The following is a 19,946-nucleotide window of genomic DNA, read 5'->3' as shown; positions in this document are numbered from 1 at the left end:
GAGATGTTTTGTGAAAGAGAAAATAACCTACCGGGATGCCGGCGTTGACGTGGATGCAGGGAATAGGGCTGTGGAGCTCATGAAATCCCATGTGCGCTCCACATACCGTAAAGGAGTTCTTGGTGATATAGGCGGCTTTGGCGGATTTTTTGAGCTAGATCTAAAAAATTACACCCATCCCGTTTTGGTGTCGGGTGCTGACGGAGTTGGGACCAAGCTCAAGATAGCCTTCATGATGGACAAACACGATACGGTGGGGATAGACTGTGTGGCGATGTGCGTCAACGATATAGCAGTTCACGGCGCCGAGCCGCTTTTTTTCCTGGACTATATCGCTACGGGAAGGATTGTGCCGGAAAAGATAGAAGAAATAGTAAAGGGAGTGGCCAAAGGCTGCAAGATGGCAAACTGTGCCTTAGTCGGCGGTGAAACCGCCGAAATGCCGGGATTTTACGAAGAAAGCGAATACGACCTGGCAGGTTTTGCAGTAGGGATTGTGGACAAGGATAAGATTGTGGATGGTTCCAAAATAAAAGAAGGGGATGTGGTAATCGGTCTTTCTTCCTCGGGACTGCACAGCAACGGTTATTCCCTGGCAAGGAAAATATTTTTCGAAATAGGCAAATTGAGCGTAGAAAGCTATGTAGAAGAATTCGGGAAGACTTTGGGAGAAGAACTTCTTACCCCTACCTGCATCTATGTAGGAGCTGTAAAAAAATTGTTAAGTCTTCGCATTCACGGAATGGCCCATATAACAGGCGGAGGATTTTTTGAAAACCTGCCCCGAATTTTACCTCAGGGTCTGGAATTCAGAATTTACGAGGGGTCTTGGGATATCCCGCCGGTATTTTCGATGCTTCAGAGAATGGGGAATGTAGATGATCGCGAGATGTACCGGACGTTCAACATGGGGATAGGTTTTGCCATCGTCATACCCGAAGAAGAAGCGGACGAAGCTTTGAAATTATCCAAGGCTTTGGGATTTAAAGCCTGGATTATCGGCAAAGTCGTAAAGGGCGAAGGCGGGGTGGTATTTTGCCGGCCTTGAAACTTGGAGTTCTAGTTTCTGGAAGCGGCACTAATCTTCAGGCGATAATCGACAGCATAAAAGCTGGGAAGTTAAATGCTTCCATTGAAATTGTAATATCCAGCAGGGAAGATGCTTACGCCCTAAAAAGGGCAAGGGACAACAATATCGAAAGTGTGGCAATTTGCCCGGAAAGATACCTTTCGAAAATGGAATACGAAGAGGCGATGATTAAAAAGCTAAAAGAAGCGAAGGTGGAACTCGTTATACTGGCGGGTTACATAAAAGTGCTTTCGCCGCACTTCGTTAGGGCTTTTGCCGGCAGGATAATAAACATCCACCCTTCCCTCATACCCGCCTTTTGCGGCAAAGGTTATTACGGACTCCGCGTGCATAAGGCGGTTTTGGAGTACGGAGTAAAAGTTACAGGTGCAACAGTTCACTTTGTGGACGAAGGGACGGATACAGGTCCCATAATTTTACAAAAGGCCGTAGAAGTAAAGGATGATGATACTCCGGAGATTCTTGCAAAAAGGGTGCTTGAAGTGGAACATGAACTTCTTCCGGAAGCAATAAGGCTTTTTGCGGAAAAAAAGTTGGAAGTCGTGGGAAGACGGGTTTTTATAAAAGAATAAGGAGGAATTCGATATGATCAGGCGGGCCTTGATTTCGGTTTCCGACAAAACCGGCATCGTAGAGTTTGCAAAGGCATTGAAGGAACTTGGGGTCGAGATAATTTCTACCGGAGGAACCGCAAAGCTCCTTTCGGAAAGCGGCGTAGAGGTTATTCCCGTATCGGAAGTTACAGGTTTTCCGGAAATTTTGGACGGTAGGGTTAAAACCCTCCACCCCAAAATTCACGGCGGATTGCTGGCGCTGAGGGAAAACAAAGTTCACATGAAACAAATTAGTGAGCTTGGCATAGAGCCGATTGACCTTGTGGCGGTGAACCTGTATCCATTCAAACAGACCATCGAAAAACCAGGTGTCACCTTTGAAGAAGCTATTGAAAATATAGACATCGGCGGCCCGGCAATGCTCCGCTCTGCAGCGAAAAATCATGAAAACGTGATAGTGATCTGCGATCCTGAAGATTACGAAGTGGTGCTGGAAGAGCTTAAAAGTAAAGGTGATGTGAGTAGGGAACTGAGAAGGAGACTCGCGCTCAAGGTTTTCGAGCATACTGCTCATTACGATGCCATGATTTCCGATTATTTGAGAAGGACTGTTTTGGCAGAGGAAACTCAGGAAAAAGATATCTTTCCTAAAAACCTAACACTGACATTTGAAAAGGTCCAGGACCTCCGCTACGGCGAAAATCCTCACCAGAAGGCGGCCTTTTACAGGGAAATGGGGGAGATATCGGGCACCATCGCCGGGGCAAGAAAGCTTTCGGGAAAAGAGCTTTCATTCAACAACATAAACGATGCCGATGCGGCATTGTCACTGGTGTTGGAATTTGACGAGCCCTGTGCCGTAGCTATAAAGCACACCAATCCTTGTGCCGTGGCGTGCGGCAGGGATTTGCACGAGGCATTATTAAAGGCCTACGAAGCTGATCCGGTTTCGATTTTCGGGGGGATAGTAGCATTAAATCGAACGGTGGATATAAAAACCGCAGAAGAACTTTCTAAGATATTCCTAGAGATAGTGATAGCGCCGGAATTCGAGCCGGATGCATTAGAATTACTAAAAGCGAAAAAGAACTTGAGACTTCTCGAGGTCGAGATGAAAGGTAGAAAATATACACGATGGGACTTAAAGAGGGTAAGCGGCGGAATTTTAGTGCAGGATCCAGATGTGGAGGATTTCGACGAAAAGGACCTCAAAGTGGTGACGAGAAGGGCTCCCACCCCGGAGGAAATGAAGGATCTGCTATTTGCTTGGAAAGTAGTAAAGCACGTAAAATCCAATGCGATAGTCCTTGCAAAAGATAAAGTTACTGTCGGAATAGGGATGGGACAGGTAAACAGAATATGGCCTACCCAGCAAAGCATAGCATGGGCAAAGGATAAGGCAAAAGGTGCAGTGCTGGCCTCCGACGCTTTCTTCCCATTTTCGGACGTTGTAGAGACCGCAGCGGCTGCTGGAATTACCGCTATAATCCAGCCCGGCGGATCCGTCCGCGATGAAGACTCCATAAGGGCTGCCGATGAAAAAGGCATAGCCATGGTCTTTACAGGGATAAGGCACTTCAGGCATTAAAAGGGAGGAAAGTCTATGAAAGTACTTGTAGTTGGTGGCGGGGGAAGAGAACACGCCCTTGTCTGGAAGATAGCCCAGAGTCCTTACGTAAAGAAGATATATTCAGCTCCCGGCAATGCAGGCATTTCGGAACTTGCAGAATGCGTGGACATTAAAGCCGAAGATATCGAAAAAATTGCGGATTTTGCAGAAAAGGAAGGCATAGACCTTACTGTAGTGGGACCTGAAGCGCCGCTGGTGGAGGGCATTGTTGACGAGTTCGAAAAAAGAAAGCTGAAGATTTTCGGACCGAATAAAGCAGCAGCCCAAATCGAAGGGAGCAAGGTTTTTGCGAAAAATCTCATGAAAAGATACGGAATACCCACTGCTGAATATGAGGTATTTGACGATTATGAAAAGGCACTCCGATATGTAGAAAATTCTAACATACCCATTGTGGTTAAGGCAGAAGGCCTTGCGGCCGGAAAAGGGGTCGTGGTGGCAAAGACAAGGGAAGAAGCAAAAAATGCTATTAAGGCAATGATGAAGGATGGAGTTTTCGGAAAGGCCGGCAGGCGTATAGTTATTGAAGAATTTCTAGAGGGCCGCGAAGTTACCGTAATGGCTTTTTGCGATGGGAAAACCGCAAAGATTATGGAGAGCAGCAGGGATTACAAAAGGGTTTTTGATGGGGATGAAGGCCCCAATACGGGGGGTATGGGGGCCGTTTCACCTGCATACTATTACACAGATGATGTTTCGGAATACGTGAGAAAAAATATAATCCAGAAGACCCTTGAAGCCATGGAAAAGGAAGGTGCTCCATTTAAAGGAGTGCTTTATGCAGGCCTCATGCTGACTTCGAAAGGGCCGAAGGTTCTTGAGTTTAACTGCCGCTTTGGCGATCCCGAAACCCAGTCGGTTTTGCCGAGGCTAAATACCGACCTTGTGGAGATAATTATCAAGGTTTTGGAGGGAAGGCTTTCCGAAGCCGACATCGAATGGAGCAAGGAGAAGGCGGTCTGCGTAGTCCTCGCGTCAGGAGGCTATCCCGGTGCTTTTGAAAAAGGAAAGGAAGTAACAGGAATAGAGGACGCGGAAAAAGAAGGAGCCGTCGTTTTTCATGCCGGGACGGCTTTAAAAGACGGGAAAGTGGTAACTGCGGGCGGAAGGGTACTGGGCGTCACCGCTTTGGGTAAGACCGAAGAAGAGGCAAGAGACAACGCTTACAGGGCGGCGTCGAAGATTTACTTTGAAGGAATGCACTTTAGGAAGGATATAGGAAAAGTAATAAAGCCCCAAGCTTAAATGCGAATCTCTGCTCTGCTTGGGGCTTTTTCTTTTTCAGTCGAGGTTTGCTGACTTTATGGATTGGCCTGTATTCAGGTCTATGAGATGGACCTCTTTACCATCTATCAATGCGACCGACGGAATGCCGTCCTTGGGGAGCGAGCACGATCCGGGATTTACGTGTAAAAGTCCCGGCAATATTTTTATATCCTTCACGTGCGTGTGACCGGTGACCACTATATCTACCTTCCACTTCATTGCAAGCTCTTCAAGAGCTTTTTCCTCCATATCATGGCCATGGGTCAAAAGGAGCTTTTTACCGTCAAAGCAGAGCATCGAATACGGCGACAGAAGCGGAACGGAAATGAGCATCTGATCGATAGGGGCATCGCAGTTGCCGGCAGATATGAGCATCGGAGTTTGGACGCTATTTATAATTTCCGATAGTTCTTTCGGATTATAACCTTCCGGCAGGGGATTTCGGGGACCGTGGTACAGCACATCTCCGGCGTGGAGTATGATATCGCACTGGCCTAAAATTTCAAGAGCTTTTCTGAAAGCCGTCGAACTTCCGTGGGTATCGCTGATAATGCCTATTCGCATAAACTGCCTCCTTCCAAATGCTTTTTTGCAACTTCCAGCAGGATTTCCCTGCGGTTTAGCTCGGGATTTTCTATGACGTTGTCCAAAAGAACTTTTAAAAGCCTGCCCACTAAGGGACCAGGTGGGATTCCTAACTCGTCTATCAGGTCTTTTCCGGAGATATCGAGGTCCTTTATCTGGTAATCGGATTTTTCTTTTTTCAATTCTTCAAGGTCCGAAATAAGTTTTTTCAGTCCGGGGCCCACGGCCTCCTCAAAGCCGCTGGCCAGGCGATCAGCTTTTCTAAGCTCGATTAAATCGTATATGTTTTCCCATCCCACCTTTGAAATGAGTCTTCTTGCTTCGGATAGAGGAGTATCAGGCGCGTAGATAAACATGTGATGTTCAATAAGCAGAAGGACTTTATTTACGGTATAGTTGTCAAACCGCAGATTTTTCAATATGGCTTTTGCCATTTCCAGCGACTTAGTATGGTGACCCGGGAATTCCAGAATTCCTTCTTTTTCTACGGCACACCGGGGTTTCCCCACATCGTGGAGCAGAGCCGCGAGGCGAAGGTGAGGGGAATTTTTTACGTACTTGCAAGCAAGAAGGTTATGTTCGAGGACATCGTTTGGCTTGTTGTTGTGATGCATTCCCATGCCTTCCAACAGTTCGGGTATGACGTGCTTCATGAGTCCGGTTACGACCAGGGTCACCAGGCCGTCGAAGGGGTGATCGGACGTTATAAGTTTCAAAAGCTCGTCCCTTATCCTTTCGCGGGAAATCGTGTCTAAAAGATGTGCATGGGCTTTAAGGGCGTAAAGAGAGGAAGGTTCTATTGTAAAGCCCAATTGCGCCTGAAACCGCGCTGCCCTCAAGGCCCTGAGCGGATCTTCCCAGATTCGCCTGGTATTTCCTGTGCATCTTATCACCCTGGATTTCAAATCTTGAAGGCCCCCAAAAGGGTCTATAAATTCCGAAGATATGGGGTCGTAAGCCATTGAATTTATCGTAAAATCCCGGCGGGCAAGGTCCGTATAGATTGTGCCTCCGAAAGAGTAGCGTGGCTTTCTACCAGGTGCGTCGTTTCGAAAAGGGGTTATTTCTATTTTTATGCTTTCTACCATAAGAAGTACTGTGCCAAAGTTGCCGTAAGGAATAGCGTGGGGGAATATAGACAAAATTTCTTCCGGCATGGCGTCGGTAGCGATGTCGTAGTCCGGGTTTTCTCTTTGCAGCAATGCATCCCTTATGGTACCGCCGACGATGAAAGCCTGGTAGCCCCGGGACTTAAATTTGTGGCATATTTCTTTTACGATAGATGGAATTCTTATGTTTAGATCCATGGTCAATTTTCACCTTCGCAGGATATGCTTTACAATGGATATTATACACAAAATATATCAAAATTCCTACTTTGGAGAAACCAATATGGTATAATAAATTGAGACGGGAGGTTCCCAACAGTTGAAGATAGTCATGCAAAATGGGTATGATTTCGATTGGGTGACAATTGACGTTATTAAGTATGCAAAAAACAAAAGATATATACGGCATTAGCAAGAGGCCTTATAGCGGTAGTAACGGATAATGAGGTGCGAAAAAGCATGATAACAATTCAGGCTAGCCTGAGTTTTGACAGCAACGAAGATAAGCAGGAAGTATTAGACATTATGAGAAGATGGTCATCCTGCACAAGATTCGCATATAACAGACTTTTAGAAGGTAAAAGCAGAAATGAACTCAAAAGAGAACTGCAAGAGATTTTCAGTTTAAATTCGAGGTATGTAGATGATGCGATAATGAAGGCAAAAAGCGTTCTAGAGTCTTGTAAAGAAAGAGGCGAAAATCCAGGCAAAGTTATTTTCGGTGGCAGGAGTTTGTTTGAAAAGCTAAAGAAACAACACATAAATGGAAATGCATATAAGAAGCTGCAACATGAATGGCAAGAAAGAAGAAAAGGCAATCTCTACTCGAGAGGGGACAAGAGCAAGAAAGGGAACCTGAATACGAGAATCGAGATAGATGAATACGGCACTAGATTAAGGATAAACGTAGGTGAAAGAAAGTATGCATATGCAAGGATACAAGCGGGATGGAAAAAAGGAAAGAGCCGTGAGGAATTACTGGAAGCAATAAGCACTTGCGGACAGCCTTATTCCGTTGAGCTAAAACTCAAAAACGGCAAGGTATATGCTTACTTTACGATTGAAGAAAACTTCCCGGAAGTTGCGATAACAAAAGAAAGTGGAATTGTAGGCATAGACATCAACGCGTACCCGGACCACATAGCGTGGTCGGAAACAGACGAGAATGGTAATCTTGCAAGTTATGGCAGAGTACCGATGCCTGAACTTACAAGCGGCAATTCAAATAAGAGGGAATATTATAGATGGCGGTATGCTCATGAAGTAGTAAGGCTAGCAGAAGAAAAGAAAAAAGCAATAGCAATCGAAAGATTGGATATAAGAGAAAAAGGGAAAAGAGGAGACTTTTCGGGGAGGAAATCGAGGAGGATAAGGCACAGCTTTAGCTACAGGTCGCTTCTGGAGAAAATCAAGGTATTAGCGAAAAGGAAGGGTATACAAGTCATAGAGGTCAATCCTGCCTACACATCAGTGATAGGGATGCTGAAGTATGCACCGCAGTATATGATAAGCAAGGACGTTGCAGCAGCGTATGTCATAGCAAGAAGGGGGCTTGGGTTAAAAGAGCAAATTCCCGAAGGGTATATGGCAATTCTAAAAGAATTAGATGCTGACGAATTGGAAGAACTAAAAGAGCACGTAAAGAGAACGGTTAAGAACAAACAGCTAAAGAAAAGGCAACTAAAGGAGATAGACGAAGCAATAAAACTGATACAAAGCCTTGGGAGTGAGCCAGGGAGGGGACCAAGACCTCTGGATGGAACAAGTCTTGGTACCTGTGGCAGCGGTCACAATCTCTGGCGAGTTCTCAAGGTAGCGGTGGTGACGCCACTCTCCCCTGAGAGGGTATTAAGGGACGTCTCTGTCCTGAAGGGAGTATTACATTCAGGGCAAGTGGGGAGACCCGGGTAAGGGGCGCGAGTTCCTGCTTCTTGGGGCAGGGGCTATGGGAGTGCTTAAATACCGCCTGCTGGGAATGAGCACTCTCTGAAAGGGCGGACTATAAATAGCCCAGCCTTCCAAACTTGTGCACTTTTGCACAGTTTGGATGACCAGGGATTTTTATGCTGTTGAAAGATTTATACGAAAAAGGTTTGAGTTACAACGAATTTTTGGATAAAGCCGAACCGAACTACAGGGAAAAATTCGAGATGTTTTACAAAGATATGGCGCTTTCCGAAAATACCGTGGAGCGGATTAAAAAAATAGGGAAAATAGTCAAAGTTTTAGTTTTTGCTGAGCCCTGGTGTCCGGACTGCATGGTAAGTCTGCCGGTAATGGCTAAAATGGCCGAAATCAACAATTTAATAGAATTTGCCATCTTGCCAAAGGAAGGACATGAGGATTTTCTCGAGAAATACAAATACGACGGGAAACCCCGTATACCAACCTTAATTTTTATGAACGAGGATTATGAGGAATTAGGGGCCTTTGTGGAGATTCCAAAGTTCATAAAAGAAATTTACGAAAGAGGATACCAGCCGGATATAATAGTGGCCAGGAGGGAGTACCGGCAGGGCAAGTATCCGGAAGCTATCGCCGGGGACTTTCTTGAAATAATCGAAGGCAAATAGATGGGGGAAAGAAAACTATGATCAGGTTGAGGGGGCATCACCTCGTATGCCTGCACTTTTACCACGGCGAGGGTTATCCTGAGGAGTACATCGATAATCTGAGAAATATAATGGAGAAAGTTGAAAGCGGAGAAAAAATCAGGGTCGTTTGCGGGCCTGACGACGTGTGTGGTATGTGTCCTTATTTAAGTGAAGGCCGATGCGGCTACAAAGAAGGCATGGATGAAGAGATTAGAAAGCTGGATATGAAAGCTTTAGATCTTTTAAAAGTCAGCCCGGGGAAAAAGGTAAATTGGAGTGAAATAAAAGAAAAAGTCGCGTCGGCCTCTAAAGATTGGTTCTTGTCCTTTTGCGAAGGGTGCGACTGGGAAAGATACTGCAGCAGGCCTTGAGAGATTGACAGGGAGTGTTAAAAATGTCCGCCGGGCTTTTAGACGAATTTTATAGTGAGATATTGGAAAACTTGGATGTTGGAATTCATGTCGTGGACAGCAACGGCAAAACGGTGTTTTACAATTCGGCCATGGGCAGACTGGAAAGGCTCGAACCGGAAAACGTGGTGGGGAAAAACCTCTTTGAGATATTCCCCTCTTTAAACGGGGAAACGAGTACCCTGTACCAGGTTTTGAAAACGGGGAAAGCTATCGTCGATCGCATTCAGACATATTTTAACTACAGGGGCCAGCGGATAACCACCATAAATACGACTTTGCCTTTGAAAAAAGATGGCAAAATCCTTGGTGCTGTAGAAATTGCCAAGGACATTACGGCTTTGCGGGAAATGTCAGAGAAAATGATATTTCTACAGGATTCAACAAAAGGAAAAGTTTCACGGGAAAATCTTTCCCCGTTTACGAGGTTCACCTTTGAAGATATAATAGGTGAAAGTCCGGCAATCAAAAAAGCTATTTATATGGCAAAGAAAGCAGCTGCTACATCATCGGCGGTGCTGATTTTTGGAGAAACGGGGACCGGCAAGGAACTGTTTGCCCAGAGCATCCACAATGCCAGCCCGAGGAAGGGAAAACCTTTTATAGCCCAAAATTGCGCAGCCCTTCCGGAAACCTTGCTGGAGGGCATACTCTTCGGCACGGTAAAAGGGGGATTCACCGGCGCGGTTGACAGGCCCGGGCTTTTCGAACAGGCGGATGGCGGCACCTTGCTGCTGGATGAAATAAACTCGATGGGGATAAATCTTCAGGCAAAGCTACTCCGGGTTCTGCAGGAAAGGGCCGTGAGGCGGGTGGGTGGGGCAAGCCTCATCCCCGTTGATGTTAGGGTTGTCGCGACAACCAACGAAGACCCTCTTGAAAGCATTAAAAAGGGCGCTATAAGAAAGGACTTATTTTATAGACTTGGAGTCGTATATATAAAAATACCGCCCCTTAGGGAAAGAAGAGAAGACATCCCAGTCCTTACGAGATATTTCATTGAGAAGTTCAACGGGAGATTTGGCAAAAAGGTAAAAGGAGTATCGGAGAAAGTCAGGAGAATATTTAGGGAATACGATTGGCCCGGCAATGTGAGGGAACTGGAAAATGCAATAGAAGGCGCCATGAATATGATTGGCGATGAGAAATACATAGATGTGGAACATCTCCCTCTTTATATTACGGAAAATTTTTGTAAAGTCGATGCAGAGTTTAAAAATGAGCCTTCGTCTAAAAGCGAGCTGCCTTTGGAGGAAGCAATTGAAAGCATCGAGAGAGAAATTATATTAAAGGCTTTAAAAGAATGCGAAGGAAATATCACCAAAGCTGCGGAAAGGCTGAAAATAAAACGGCAGACGTTGCAGTATAAAATAAAAAAATATAGGTTGACGTAACGTAAAGTGAGGCAAACCGCCATTCACCGAGCCTAAAAGGAGGGTGAATGGCGGGATTTTTTAAACACCACGATTTTCTGGTTCGTCAAAATAGCTGTAGAGGTCCACCGGCCTCCCGATTAACTTGATTATACCGTATAAGGTTCCAGCTCCGGCTATCAGCGAAACCCATACCGGCATACCAAACCCTGCGGGGATATACCCGATTAAAAGGGCAACTAAAGCGGAAGTTACGGCATACGGCACTTGAGTCTTCACATGGTCCAGGTGGTCTGCGGAAGAAGCCATGGAGGACATAATCGTAGTGTCGGAAATGGGTGAACAATGGTCGCCGAATATGGCTCCTGCCAGTACAGAGCCCATCGTGGGAAGCATAATCTGTGGATTTACGGCATGGGCTAAAGGTAGGGCCAGCGGAATTACAATGGCCATGGTTCCCCACGAAGTGCCGGTCGCAAATGAAATGATACATGATACAAAGAATACTAAAGCAGGAATTATTGCATGATTTACGGAAGACGAAGCGATCTGGATGAGATATTCAGCAGCTTTAACATCTTCAGTGACGCTGCCCAAGGCCCATGCGAGGACCTGAATGACGCCCGTCAATGTCAGAGCTTTGACTCCATCCACCCAGGCCTCCATGGCTTCCCGCAATGTCAGCAATTTCTGTCCAACTGCCAATCCTATAGTTATAATAGTTGCGGTGGTGGCGGCCCATATCAGTGCAACGCTGGTATCCGATTTGCCGAAAGCTTCGCGAATCCCGGTCCAGGTCAGAGGGAGTTCGGGGCCACCACCGTTGTACCATAGGCTTACGAATCCGAGCACGATAAGCGAAATAACTGGTACTGCTGCATTTATTATCCGGGGCTTTGCGCCCTCGCGAATTTTTACGTCAATAAGATGCATGGCAGACATGGGCCTTGCTCCGTCGGCCAGCACCTTTCCGGTCTTTCGTGCCCGAATTTCTGCTTCATACATCGGACCGAAATCCCTCATCATATATGCAAGTGCGAATACCATAAACAAAGTGAAAATCTCATAAAAACGGTAGGGTATTGTTTGAAGGAATACAGCATAAGCGTTCACAGGTTCACCGATTTTATCATAAACATCTTTTATTAAACTTATTTCATAACCTATCCATGTGGACATAAGAGCAATACCTGCTACGGGAGCAGAAGTAGCATCGACGATATACGAAAGTTTTTCGCGGGAAACTCTCATTTTATCGCAAAGAGGTCTCATAGTGGGGCCTACTATCAATGTGTTGGAATAGTCGTCGAAAAATACCGCACAACCGAGTAGCCCAGTTACTATCTGGGCACCCCTTGAATTCCTAGCGAGTTTTGCGAGAGCTTCAGCTACCGCCTGAGTTCCGCCCATTCTGGTTATTATTCCTACCATGCCGCCTATGGTGAAGGAAAATATAAGGATGCCGGCGTGCCATGGGTCTGCCATAGCGCCCAAGATATAATGGTCCAGGGCCCTCAGGTAACCGCCAAACAAATTGCCGCCATTCATCATTATCGCTCCTGATAGCACGCCCAGAAAGAGGGAAACTACTACTTCTTTGGTGATGAATGCTAAGGTTATGGCGAGAAACGGGGGAAGGAGTGAGAGCATTCCAAAATTGACTTCAGATTCTTTTTTCTCATCCTGTTGCCCATAAGCCGGAGCAAAAACTAGTGTTGCAAGGAGAAGAAGTATAAAAATTAACAGCCACTTTCGATGCAAAATATCCCCTCCCTAACAAATTATTTTGTTCGTTATATAGGCTTATAGCAAATAACGTGCCGCAAGACAGAAATTATAAAATATTGCACAAATTAGGAAATAATGCAAAGATATTTTGCACGCTTTTGCCTTTTTTGCTCGTTATAGTAAATGAAGTATTGAATTCTGTCTTAGGGCAATTGGGAATGGCATGAAGTTTGCTAATTTTGCATGCATGAAAAACTTAAGGGAGAGGTGATTATAAATGAGAAGACCATGTATTGAAATCGATGTTGAAAAAATAAAGCACAACGCAAATTGCCTTGTGAAGCAATGCGGCGAAAAAGGCATAGAAATAATGGGCGTGACGAAGGGAGTTTGTGCCTATTTGCCGGTTGTCCAGGCGATGCTGGAAGGCGGTGTAAAAAAGCTCGGAGATTCCCGCATGCAAAACATAATGGCTTTGAGAAAGGCAGGCGTAGAAAATCCGATTTATCTAATAAGAATTCCCATGATTTCGGAAGTCCAGGATGTGGTATATTACGCTGATGGTAGCCTTAATTCAGAAATAGATGTAATTAAAGCTTTGGCAAGAGAGGCAAAAAAATTAGGGAAAGTCCACAAGGTAATTTTGATGGTGGATGTAGGCGATCTCAGGGAAGGGGTGATGCCGGAAGATGTATTAGATGTGGTTGGGGAAATTTTAAAATTAGAAGGCATAGAGTTTGAAGGCCTCGGCACCAATGTCGGTTGTTACGGGGCGATACTTCCAAGCTACGAAAACACGAAAATTCTGGTGGATTTGGCGGCTAATATCGAAAAAAAGTACGGTATTAAGGTTAGGACCATTTCAGGAGGCAATACAGCGACGTTGTCGCTCGTTGAAAGAGGCAAACTGCCTGAAGGGGTAAACCAGCTTAGAGTGGGTGAAGGTATCCTGCTAGGCACAGATACTACTCATAATTTCAGAAAGGTTCCAGGGACGGTTCAGGATACTATGAAACTTAAAACCGAAATAATAGAAGTCAAGGTAAAGCCTTCATACCCCATCGGCGAAATAGGTCGGGACGCTTTTGGAAATGTACCGGTGTATGAGGACAGAGGACCTATGAGAAGGGCAATAGTCGCCTTAGGAAAGCAGGATTGCCGAATTGAAGGATTGAAGCCGATCAATGGCAGAATTGAAATCCTCGGCGCGAGTAGCGACCATATGATTCTTGATGTTACTAAGTGTCCTGAAATAAAAGTTGGTGATATAGTAGAGTTTGGTGTGGATTATGCGGCAATGTTAAGTCTTATGACTTCCGGTTATGTGGAGAAGGTAGTAATTCGTTAATGCTTTATGCAAGAGTGATTTATAACTTTAAATTTAATAGGGGGATACAAAGTGATAAATAACAACAAAGAGGGGATTCTGGAATTAACTCTTGAACTGGTTAAGGTTCCGAGTTTTTCTTGCTCGCAAGGTGAGATAGAACTAGCAAATTTTATTTACGATATATTAAAGGAACTAGAGTATTTTCAAAAAAATAAAGATAATCTTAAGTTGTTGGAAATAGCCAATGATGAATTAGGAAGAAGTCTGGTATTGGCACTGGTTAAGGCTATTCCGCCAACGAGTAAAACAATAGTCTTTATAGGCCATTATGATGTTGTAGATGTGGAAAATTTCGGGGCATTGAAGGAAATAGCTTTCGACCCCATTAAGTACACTGAACGGCTTCGAAATTTGCCTTTGAATGAAGATGCCGCAAGAGACCTGGAATCGGGAAATTATTTGTTTGGCAGGGGAATTATGGACATGAAGGCAGGTTTGGCCATACAAATGGCTTTTCTGGCAGAAGCTTCACAAAATCCAGCTTCTCTAAATGCAAATTTAATGTTTTTAGCAGTTCCGGATGAAGAAAATAACTCGGCGGGGATGCGTGGAGCGGTTCCCTACCTTGTCAAATTCCAGGAGGAAATGGGTTTAGACTATATAGCCGCTATCAATTGTGAACCTTCAAGCCCTGTGTTTCCCGGCGATACCAAACGATATATTCATTTAGGGACTGTAGGGAAGATTATGCCTTTCTTTTACGTTGTGGGAAAAGAAACTCATGTTGCGGATTGGGCTGATGGGTTCAATCCCAATTTGTTGCTTTCATACATAAATATCCTTTTGGAGGCAAAGGCGAAATTCATCGATGGCAAAGAGAAGCAGTTTTTCTCCCCACCGTTGTGTTTAAAACAGAAGGACCTGAGAGATGCATATTCGGTTACCATCCCTGGAAAGGGAGTGGCCTATTATAACTATTTGACGGTTACTAAGTTGCCAAAGAAGATATTAATGGAGATGAAAATTATTGCCGAAGAAGCTTTCAATATGACTATAAGACATTTAAATGATTCCGCAAAAGAATTTTGCAAAATTTCGGGAAGGAAAGTAGATATTCCATGGAAGGCAAAAATTCTAACTTATCAAGAATTATTCGAGAGCGTCAAACAGAATTTTTCAGGAGATATAAATGAGTATGTGAGAAAATTTTTTAAAACCCTTACGGACGACCTGGATGAACGCGAAAGATGTGTAGCGTTAATCGGGGAATTGCTGAAATTCTACCCGGACAAAGACCCGAAAGTGATTATCGGATTTCTGCCGCCTTATTATCCTCATCGAGGAAATCTCAGGCAAACTACTAAAGAGAAAAACATTTTAGAAGTAGTAAATGAAATTATTGATTTTGCTCGGAAAGAGTTCGGTGAGGAATTGGAAATTGTTGAGTATATGGCAGGTATAACTGATTTGAGCTTTTTTGGGTTTCAAGGGAGTCGTGAAGAACTAGTTTTCCTTGCGGAAAATATGCCTGGTTGGGGAAATCTTTATGATATCCAAATAGAGTATCTTGTTAAACTGGATGTACCTGTCCTGAATATAGGCCCCTCAGGAAAAGATGCCCATAAGAACACGGAGAGGTTAGAACTTGATTACTCATTTAGAGTTGCTCCAAAGCTTTTAAAATTGTTTGTAGAAAAGTTGAGCCAAAAAGGGACAAAATGAGATTTATGCCAAAATTTTTGCGCAAAATAATTTGCGTGATCTTATTGACGATAATAACAATTATGAATAGGGTTTTTAACTCCGAGATGAATAAGCGTTTACAAAATAGCCGGATAATTTATCAAAGTTTGGTTTTATTCGATAATTAAAATGTTTATGGCACAAAATTTGCTGAATAAATGTGGTTAAGTTGTAACAATAAAATTAGCAAAGGAGGAAAAAAATGCAACCGAGAAAACCTTATCTTTATGAAGCACTTTTTTCTGTTTTAGCACTAATTACAGTCATGGGAATAAGTTTGATTAAGTATCACACCGACCCCCACGTCCCCATGTTAATAGGTTCTTTTTTTGCTAGCCTCGTAGCTGTAAGACTAGGCTACAAATGGAAAGACATCGAAAAAGGCATGATTGACGGCATTTCCCAGGCTCTACAGGCGATTATCATTTTGACAATAATTGGAATTTTGATAGGTGTGTGGATTTTAGCCGGAGTTGTTCCCACTATGATATATTATGGCCTCAATATTATTTCACCAAAGTTTTTTCTACTCGCTGCACTTCTTATATGTTCCATTACTTCCCTTGCTACAGGTACATCGTGGGGTACAGCAGGTACCATAGGTATTGCTCTTATGGGAATAGGCAAAGGACTTGGAATACCGGCTCCACTGGTGGCCGGAGCTGTAATATCGGGGGCGTATTTTGGGGACAAAATGTCGCCTCTTTCGGATACCACTAATCTTGCACCGGCTGTAGCTGGGACGGATATTTTTTCTCATGTCAAACATATGGTTTATACTACCGGTGTAAGTTATATTATAGCCGCCCTGTTATACCTCTTTTTAGGCTTTCGATACGGTTCCGGTGCAGTAGATGTTTCGACAATTAAAGAAATACAGGGAGTTCTTGCTGGACAGTTCAATATAAATTCCTTATTGCTCATTCCTCCTTTAGCAGTAATTATCTGTGTAGCTTTAAAAGTTCCAGCCATTCCCGGAATAACTTTGGGCATTCTTTTAGGGGCGATAGAGGCGTTTATATTCCAGGGAGCCGATTTGGGGCAGATTTTAAATGCAGGATATTCTGGATTTGTTAGTGAGACCGGGAATAAAATGATTGACGATCTTTTAACCGCAGGTGGATTGACTGCCATGATGTATTCAATTTCATTGACAATTGCCTCCATGATGTTTGGAGGCATTATGGAAAGAACCGGACAGCTGGAAGTTATTCTGGAAGCGCTTTTAAAGCGAGTGAAAAGTGTCAGAGGTTTGATATGTTCCACAATTTTGACGTGCGTTGCCAGCAATATGCTGCTGCCTGAGCAGTATATTTCTATAGTTGTGCCCGGCAGGATGTATGCAAAAGCCTATAGAGAAAAAGGGCTTCACCCAAAGAACCTTTCGCGGGCACTGGAAGACGCAGGCACCCTCACTTCGGCTTTGGTTCCCTGGAACACGTGCGGCGCTTTTATGAAGGGGGTTCTCGGGGTTTCGGCGACCGCCTATGCACCATGGGCCTTTTTGAATTACATTAACCCTATCGTTTCTATTATTTACGGTTTTACGGGATTTACCATAGAAAGGCTCAAAGACGATGATAAAAGCTGATATAAAAAATAAAAAAATTTTTTGCAGTAACCCTCCTTGATGAGGGTATTTTTTTAGCAAAAAATTTTGCGGCAAGTAATTATAAATAAACCTTTTTTCCGGGACGAAATATTTGGCATAAAATTTGCTCTTGCAATAAAAATAACTGAATCAAAAAAGTCACAAAGGAGTGTTTTTTATGGAAAACGTAAAAGTCATCGTCTGGGGCCTAGGAGCCATGGGCGGAGGCATGGCCAGGATGATTTTGCAAAAAAAGGGCATGGAGATAGTCGGAGCTATAGCTTCGCGGCAGGAAAAGGCCGGAAAGGACCTGGGAGAAGTACTGAATCTTGGCAGTAAAGTCGGGGTGACTGTAACCGCCGAGTCGGAGAAAGCATTGAAAGAAGATGCTGATATCGTTCTTGTTGCCACTTCTTCTTTTACCAGGGAAATTTTCCCGCAAATTAAGATGGCCATTGAAAGCGGGAAAAATGTCATTACCATTGCCGAAGAGATGGCTTATCCCGCCTATCGAGAACCCGATATAGCAAGGGAAATAGACAAATTGGCGAAAGACCATAACGTAACGGTACTTGGAACCGGCATAAATCCGGGATTTGTACTCGACACACTCATAATCGCTTTAAGCGGTGTGTGCATGGATATCAAGAAAATCACGGCAAGGAGGATAAACGACCTTTCGCCTTTCGGCACCACAGTAATGAGGACCCAGGGCGTGGGGACCACTGTAGAAGAGTTCCACAGAGGCCTTGAGGAAGGTACAATAGTCGGCCACATCGGTTTTCCCGAGTCCATAAGCCTTATTTCCGAAGCTTTGGGGCTTGAAATCGACGAAATAAAGCAGATAAGAGAACCCATAGTTTCGAAGGTCTACCGGGAAACTCCTTACGCCAAGGTTCAGCCGGGCATGGTGGCGGGCTGCAAGCATATCGGTATAGGCCTTAGGAAAGGCGAGCCGGTTATAGTCCTGGAACACCCCCAGCAGATAAGGCCGGAGCTGGAAAACGTCGAAACCGGCGATTATATCGAGATTGAAGGCACCCCCAATATTAACCTGGCAATAAAACCCGAAATTCCTGGTGGCATAGGCACTATTGCCATCGCGGTCAATATGATTCCGAAGGTTATTGAGGCAAAGCCGGGTTTAGTTACTATGAAGGACCTGCCGGTGCCTGCTGCTATCATGGGGGATGTGAGGAAACTTTTGAAGGATGGTGGGGAAAATGCCTGATGCTTTAAAAGGGACCTGGGTCCAGATTCATAAGGTTGTGTTAAAACCCGAAGAAAGGTCGGCACGCCTCCCGGACGATACGAAGAAAGTGCCGCTTGAATTCAGGCTGAAAGGCTTTCTCACCCATGACGCCAATTTAGGCGATGAAGTGGAAATCGAGACTTTAATAGGCCGAAAGGTAAAAGGTACGCTTGTAAAAATCAATCCCGAATACGAACACGGCTTTGGAAGGCCTGTGCCCGAGCTTCTCTCAATAGGGATGGAGTTGAGGAAGATCCTGGGAGGTGAAGACAGTGTCTCGTGACATGAGCTACGATGCCGTAATGAAGAGAAAAAATGAAATAATGAAAAAGGCGGTTGGGATAGACTATCAAATCTTTGAATCGGGCAGCATTGCTTTCGACTACGAGCGCATGATGCAGGAAGTAGGTTATACCATAGACGAAGTAAGGAAGATACAGGCAGAGACGGGGGTAGGGAATACTCCTTTGTTGGAACTTAAAAATCTTACGAAGCTAGCACGAAAAGTTGCACCACCGGGTAAGGGAGCCCGGATTTTCATAAAGGACGAAGCCTGCAACCCTTCGGGCAGCTTCAAGGACAGGAGGGCATCGGTTTCGGTATACAGGGCTCAAAAATTGGGATATAAAGGGGTAATAGCCGCCACCAGCGGAAATTACGGGGCGGCGGTGGCATCGCAGGCTGCCATGAGGGGATTAAACTGCATTGTGGTTCAGGAGGTATTCGACAGTCGAGGCAGGGGCCAGCCTGAAATACTGGAAAAAGGGAGAAAGTGTGAAGCCTTTGGCGCAGAAGTGATCCAGCTTACTGTGGGACCGGAACTTTTTTACACCTTTTTGTGCCTTCTGGAGGAGACCGGGTACTTCAATGCCTCGCTTTACACACCCTTTGCCATAGCCGGGATTGAGACTCTGGGATACGAGCTGGCGGAGCAGGTAAGGGCAATCGCCGGCAGAGACCCCGACGCAGTGGTCATAACCCATGCCGGCGGCGGGAACGTAACCGGCACCGCAAGGGGCCTTTTGAAGGCGGGCTGCCAAAATACGAAGATAATCGGTGCCAGCGTAGATCTTTCAGGGCTTCACATGGCAAGCGACAGGGACTTTAACAGGAAATCCTTTACCACGGGACATACGGGCTTCGGCGTTCCCTTTGCTACATGGCCCGACAGGGCCGACGTGCCGAGAAATGCCGCAAGGCCCCTGCGCTACCTGGATAGATACGTGACCGTAAGTCAGGGCGAGGTCTTTTACATAACGGAAGCTTTAGCACAGCTCGAAGGCCTGGAAAGGGGCCCGGCGGGTAACACGTCCCTTGCTGCAGCTTTTGCCATAGCTCAAGAGATGGACGAAGACCAGATTCTCGTAGTGCAGGAAACGGAATACACAGGTGCGGGGAAACTGCCGTCGGCTCAGCTTACTTTTGCAAAAGAAATGGGTATAGAAGTGCGCCGCGGTGATCCTGCCGACGACAAGCCCGGCGAGAGGATAATTATCCCGGAACATCCTTCTCAAATTAGGGTAAAGGAAATTGACCTGAACGTCTTGAGGAAATCCTATATCAGCAACTGTATAGAAAATTATAAAGTCGAAAAGTTGACGGAGGAAGACATAAAATTTCTGGCCGAAGATACAAAGACGGATGAGGAATATGTAAAAGGCGTATTAGATGAACTGGGAGTTAAATTTTAG

The 19,946-nt window shown here is 45.0% G+C and carries 17 protein-coding genes; 14 read left to right on the top strand and 3 right to left on the bottom strand.

Annotated elements, in window-relative coordinates; translation table 11 throughout:
• Positions 1–22: 22 nt before the first annotated feature.
• From purM to purD, 4 genes are read left to right on the top strand one after another with little or no spacing between them, the layout of a single operon-like run.
• Complete coding sequence (gene purM, locus AN618_RS00245; protein ID WP_066350978.1) at positions 23–1,048, top strand: phosphoribosylformylglycinamidine cyclo-ligase; 1,026 nt, start codon at positions 23–25, stop codon at positions 1,046–1,048.
• Positions 1,036–1,662, top strand: a complete 627-nt coding sequence (gene purN / locus AN618_RS00240) for a phosphoribosylglycinamide formyltransferase (RefSeq protein WP_083514961.1) — start codon at positions 1,036–1,038, stop codon at positions 1,660–1,662. Before purM ends, purN begins: the two co-directional genes overlap by 13 nt.
• A gap of 13 nt (positions 1,663–1,675) precedes the next feature.
• Positions 1,676–3,232 carry a bifunctional phosphoribosylaminoimidazolecarboxamide formyltransferase/IMP cyclohydrolase gene (gene purH / locus AN618_RS00235; RefSeq protein ID WP_066350598.1) on the top strand — a complete coding sequence of 519 codons (1,557 nt, stop codon included), beginning with the start codon at positions 1,676–1,678 and terminating at the stop codon, positions 3,230–3,232.
• Positions 3,233–3,247: 15 nt separating this feature from the next.
• Positions 3,248–4,519, top strand: coding sequence for a phosphoribosylamine--glycine ligase (purD, locus tag AN618_RS00230; protein ID WP_066350596.1), 1,272 nt, complete (start codon positions 3,248–3,250; stop codon positions 4,517–4,519).
• Positions 4,520–4,555: 36 nt separating this feature from the next.
• Here purD and yfcE read toward each other — a convergent pair whose 3' ends face one another.
• Together yfcE and AN618_RS00220 are read right to left on the bottom strand one after the other, a co-directional pair.
• Complete coding sequence (gene yfcE / locus AN618_RS00225) at positions 4,556–5,104, bottom strand: phosphodiesterase (RefSeq protein WP_066350594.1); 549 nt, start codon at positions 5,102–5,104, stop codon at positions 4,556–4,558.
• Positions 5,095–6,432 (bottom strand): CCA tRNA nucleotidyltransferase, encoded by a 1,338-nt coding sequence (locus tag AN618_RS00220; protein WP_066350592.1) that lies wholly within the window; start codon positions 6,430–6,432, stop codon positions 5,095–5,097. Before AN618_RS00220 ends, yfcE begins: the two co-directional genes overlap by 10 nt.
• 261 nt (positions 6,433–6,693) lie before the next feature.
• On the opposite strand from AN618_RS00220, the gene AN618_RS00215 reads away from it, so the two are divergent.
• From AN618_RS00215 to AN618_RS00200, 4 genes are all read left to right on the top strand, one after another.
• Entirely contained in the window at positions 6,694–8,145 is a 1,452-nt protein-coding gene (locus AN618_RS00215) for an IS200/IS605 family accessory protein TnpB-related protein (protein WP_066350589.1), read from the top strand.
• A 152-nt stretch (positions 8,146–8,297) separates the two neighbouring features.
• Positions 8,298–8,807 carry a thioredoxin family protein gene (locus AN618_RS00210; protein WP_066350588.1) on the top strand — a complete coding sequence of 170 codons (510 nt, stop codon included), beginning with the start codon at positions 8,298–8,300 and terminating at the stop codon, positions 8,805–8,807.
• A gap of 17 nt (positions 8,808–8,824) precedes the next feature.
• Positions 8,825–9,199, top strand: a complete 375-nt coding sequence (locus tag AN618_RS00205) for a DUF1284 domain-containing protein (RefSeq protein ID WP_066350587.1) — start codon at positions 8,825–8,827, stop codon at positions 9,197–9,199.
• 23 nt (positions 9,200–9,222) lie between these two features.
• Positions 9,223–10,632, top strand: coding sequence for a sigma-54 interaction domain-containing protein (locus AN618_RS00200; RefSeq protein ID WP_066350586.1), 1,410 nt, complete (start codon positions 9,223–9,225; stop codon positions 10,630–10,632).
• A 60-nt stretch (positions 10,633–10,692) separates the two neighbouring features.
• Here the strand turns inward: AN618_RS00200 and AN618_RS00195 are convergent, their stop codons facing one another.
• The gene (locus AN618_RS00195) at positions 10,693–12,372 is read right to left on the bottom strand and encodes a Na+/H+ antiporter NhaC family protein (protein WP_066350580.1); all 1,680 of its coding nucleotides are present in this window, start codon (positions 12,370–12,372) and stop codon (positions 10,693–10,695) included.
• Positions 12,373–12,616: 244 nt separating this feature from the next.
• On the opposite strand from AN618_RS00195, the gene AN618_RS00190 reads away from it, so the two are divergent.
• From AN618_RS00190 to ortB, 6 genes are all read left to right on the top strand, one after another.
• On the top strand, positions 12,617–13,687 hold the full coding sequence (locus tag AN618_RS00190; protein ID WP_066350578.1) for an alanine/ornithine racemase family PLP-dependent enzyme: 1,071 nt from the start codon (positions 12,617–12,619) through the stop codon (positions 13,685–13,687).
• A 51-nt stretch (positions 13,688–13,738) separates the two neighbouring features.
• Positions 13,739–15,391 (top strand): M20/M25/M40 family metallo-hydrolase, encoded by a 1,653-nt coding sequence (locus AN618_RS00185; protein WP_066350575.1) that lies wholly within the window; start codon positions 13,739–13,741, stop codon positions 15,389–15,391.
• Between the two features lie 223 nt (positions 15,392–15,614).
• Positions 15,615–17,003, top strand: a complete 1,389-nt coding sequence (gene nhaC / locus AN618_RS00180; protein ID WP_066350574.1) for a Na+/H+ antiporter NhaC — start codon at positions 15,615–15,617, stop codon at positions 17,001–17,003.
• 178 nt (positions 17,004–17,181) lie between these two features.
• Positions 17,182–18,234, top strand: a complete 1,053-nt coding sequence (gene ord, locus AN618_RS00175; protein ID WP_066350572.1) for a 2,4-diaminopentanoate dehydrogenase — start codon at positions 17,182–17,184, stop codon at positions 18,232–18,234.
• Positions 18,227–18,538 carry a 2-amino-4-oxopentanoate thiolase subunit OrtA gene (gene ortA / locus AN618_RS00170; RefSeq protein ID WP_066350571.1) on the top strand — a complete coding sequence of 104 codons (312 nt, stop codon included), beginning with the start codon at positions 18,227–18,229 and terminating at the stop codon, positions 18,536–18,538. Before ord ends, ortA begins: the two co-directional genes overlap by 8 nt.
• Before the next feature lies 1 nt (position 18,539).
• Positions 18,540–19,946: a 2-amino-4-oxopentanoate thiolase subunit OrtB gene (gene ortB, locus AN618_RS00165; RefSeq protein WP_066350570.1), complete on the top strand. Its 1,407-nt coding sequence runs from the start codon at positions 18,540–18,542 to the stop codon at positions 19,944–19,946.

Source organism: Fervidicola ferrireducens (genome assembly GCF_001562425.1).
Lineage (GTDB): Bacteria > Bacillota > Thermosediminibacteria > Thermosediminibacterales > Thermosediminibacteraceae > Fervidicola > Fervidicola ferrireducens.
The sequence above is the reverse complement of the archived record's forward strand: the minus strand, read 5'-3'. Positions and strand labels throughout refer to the sequence as shown.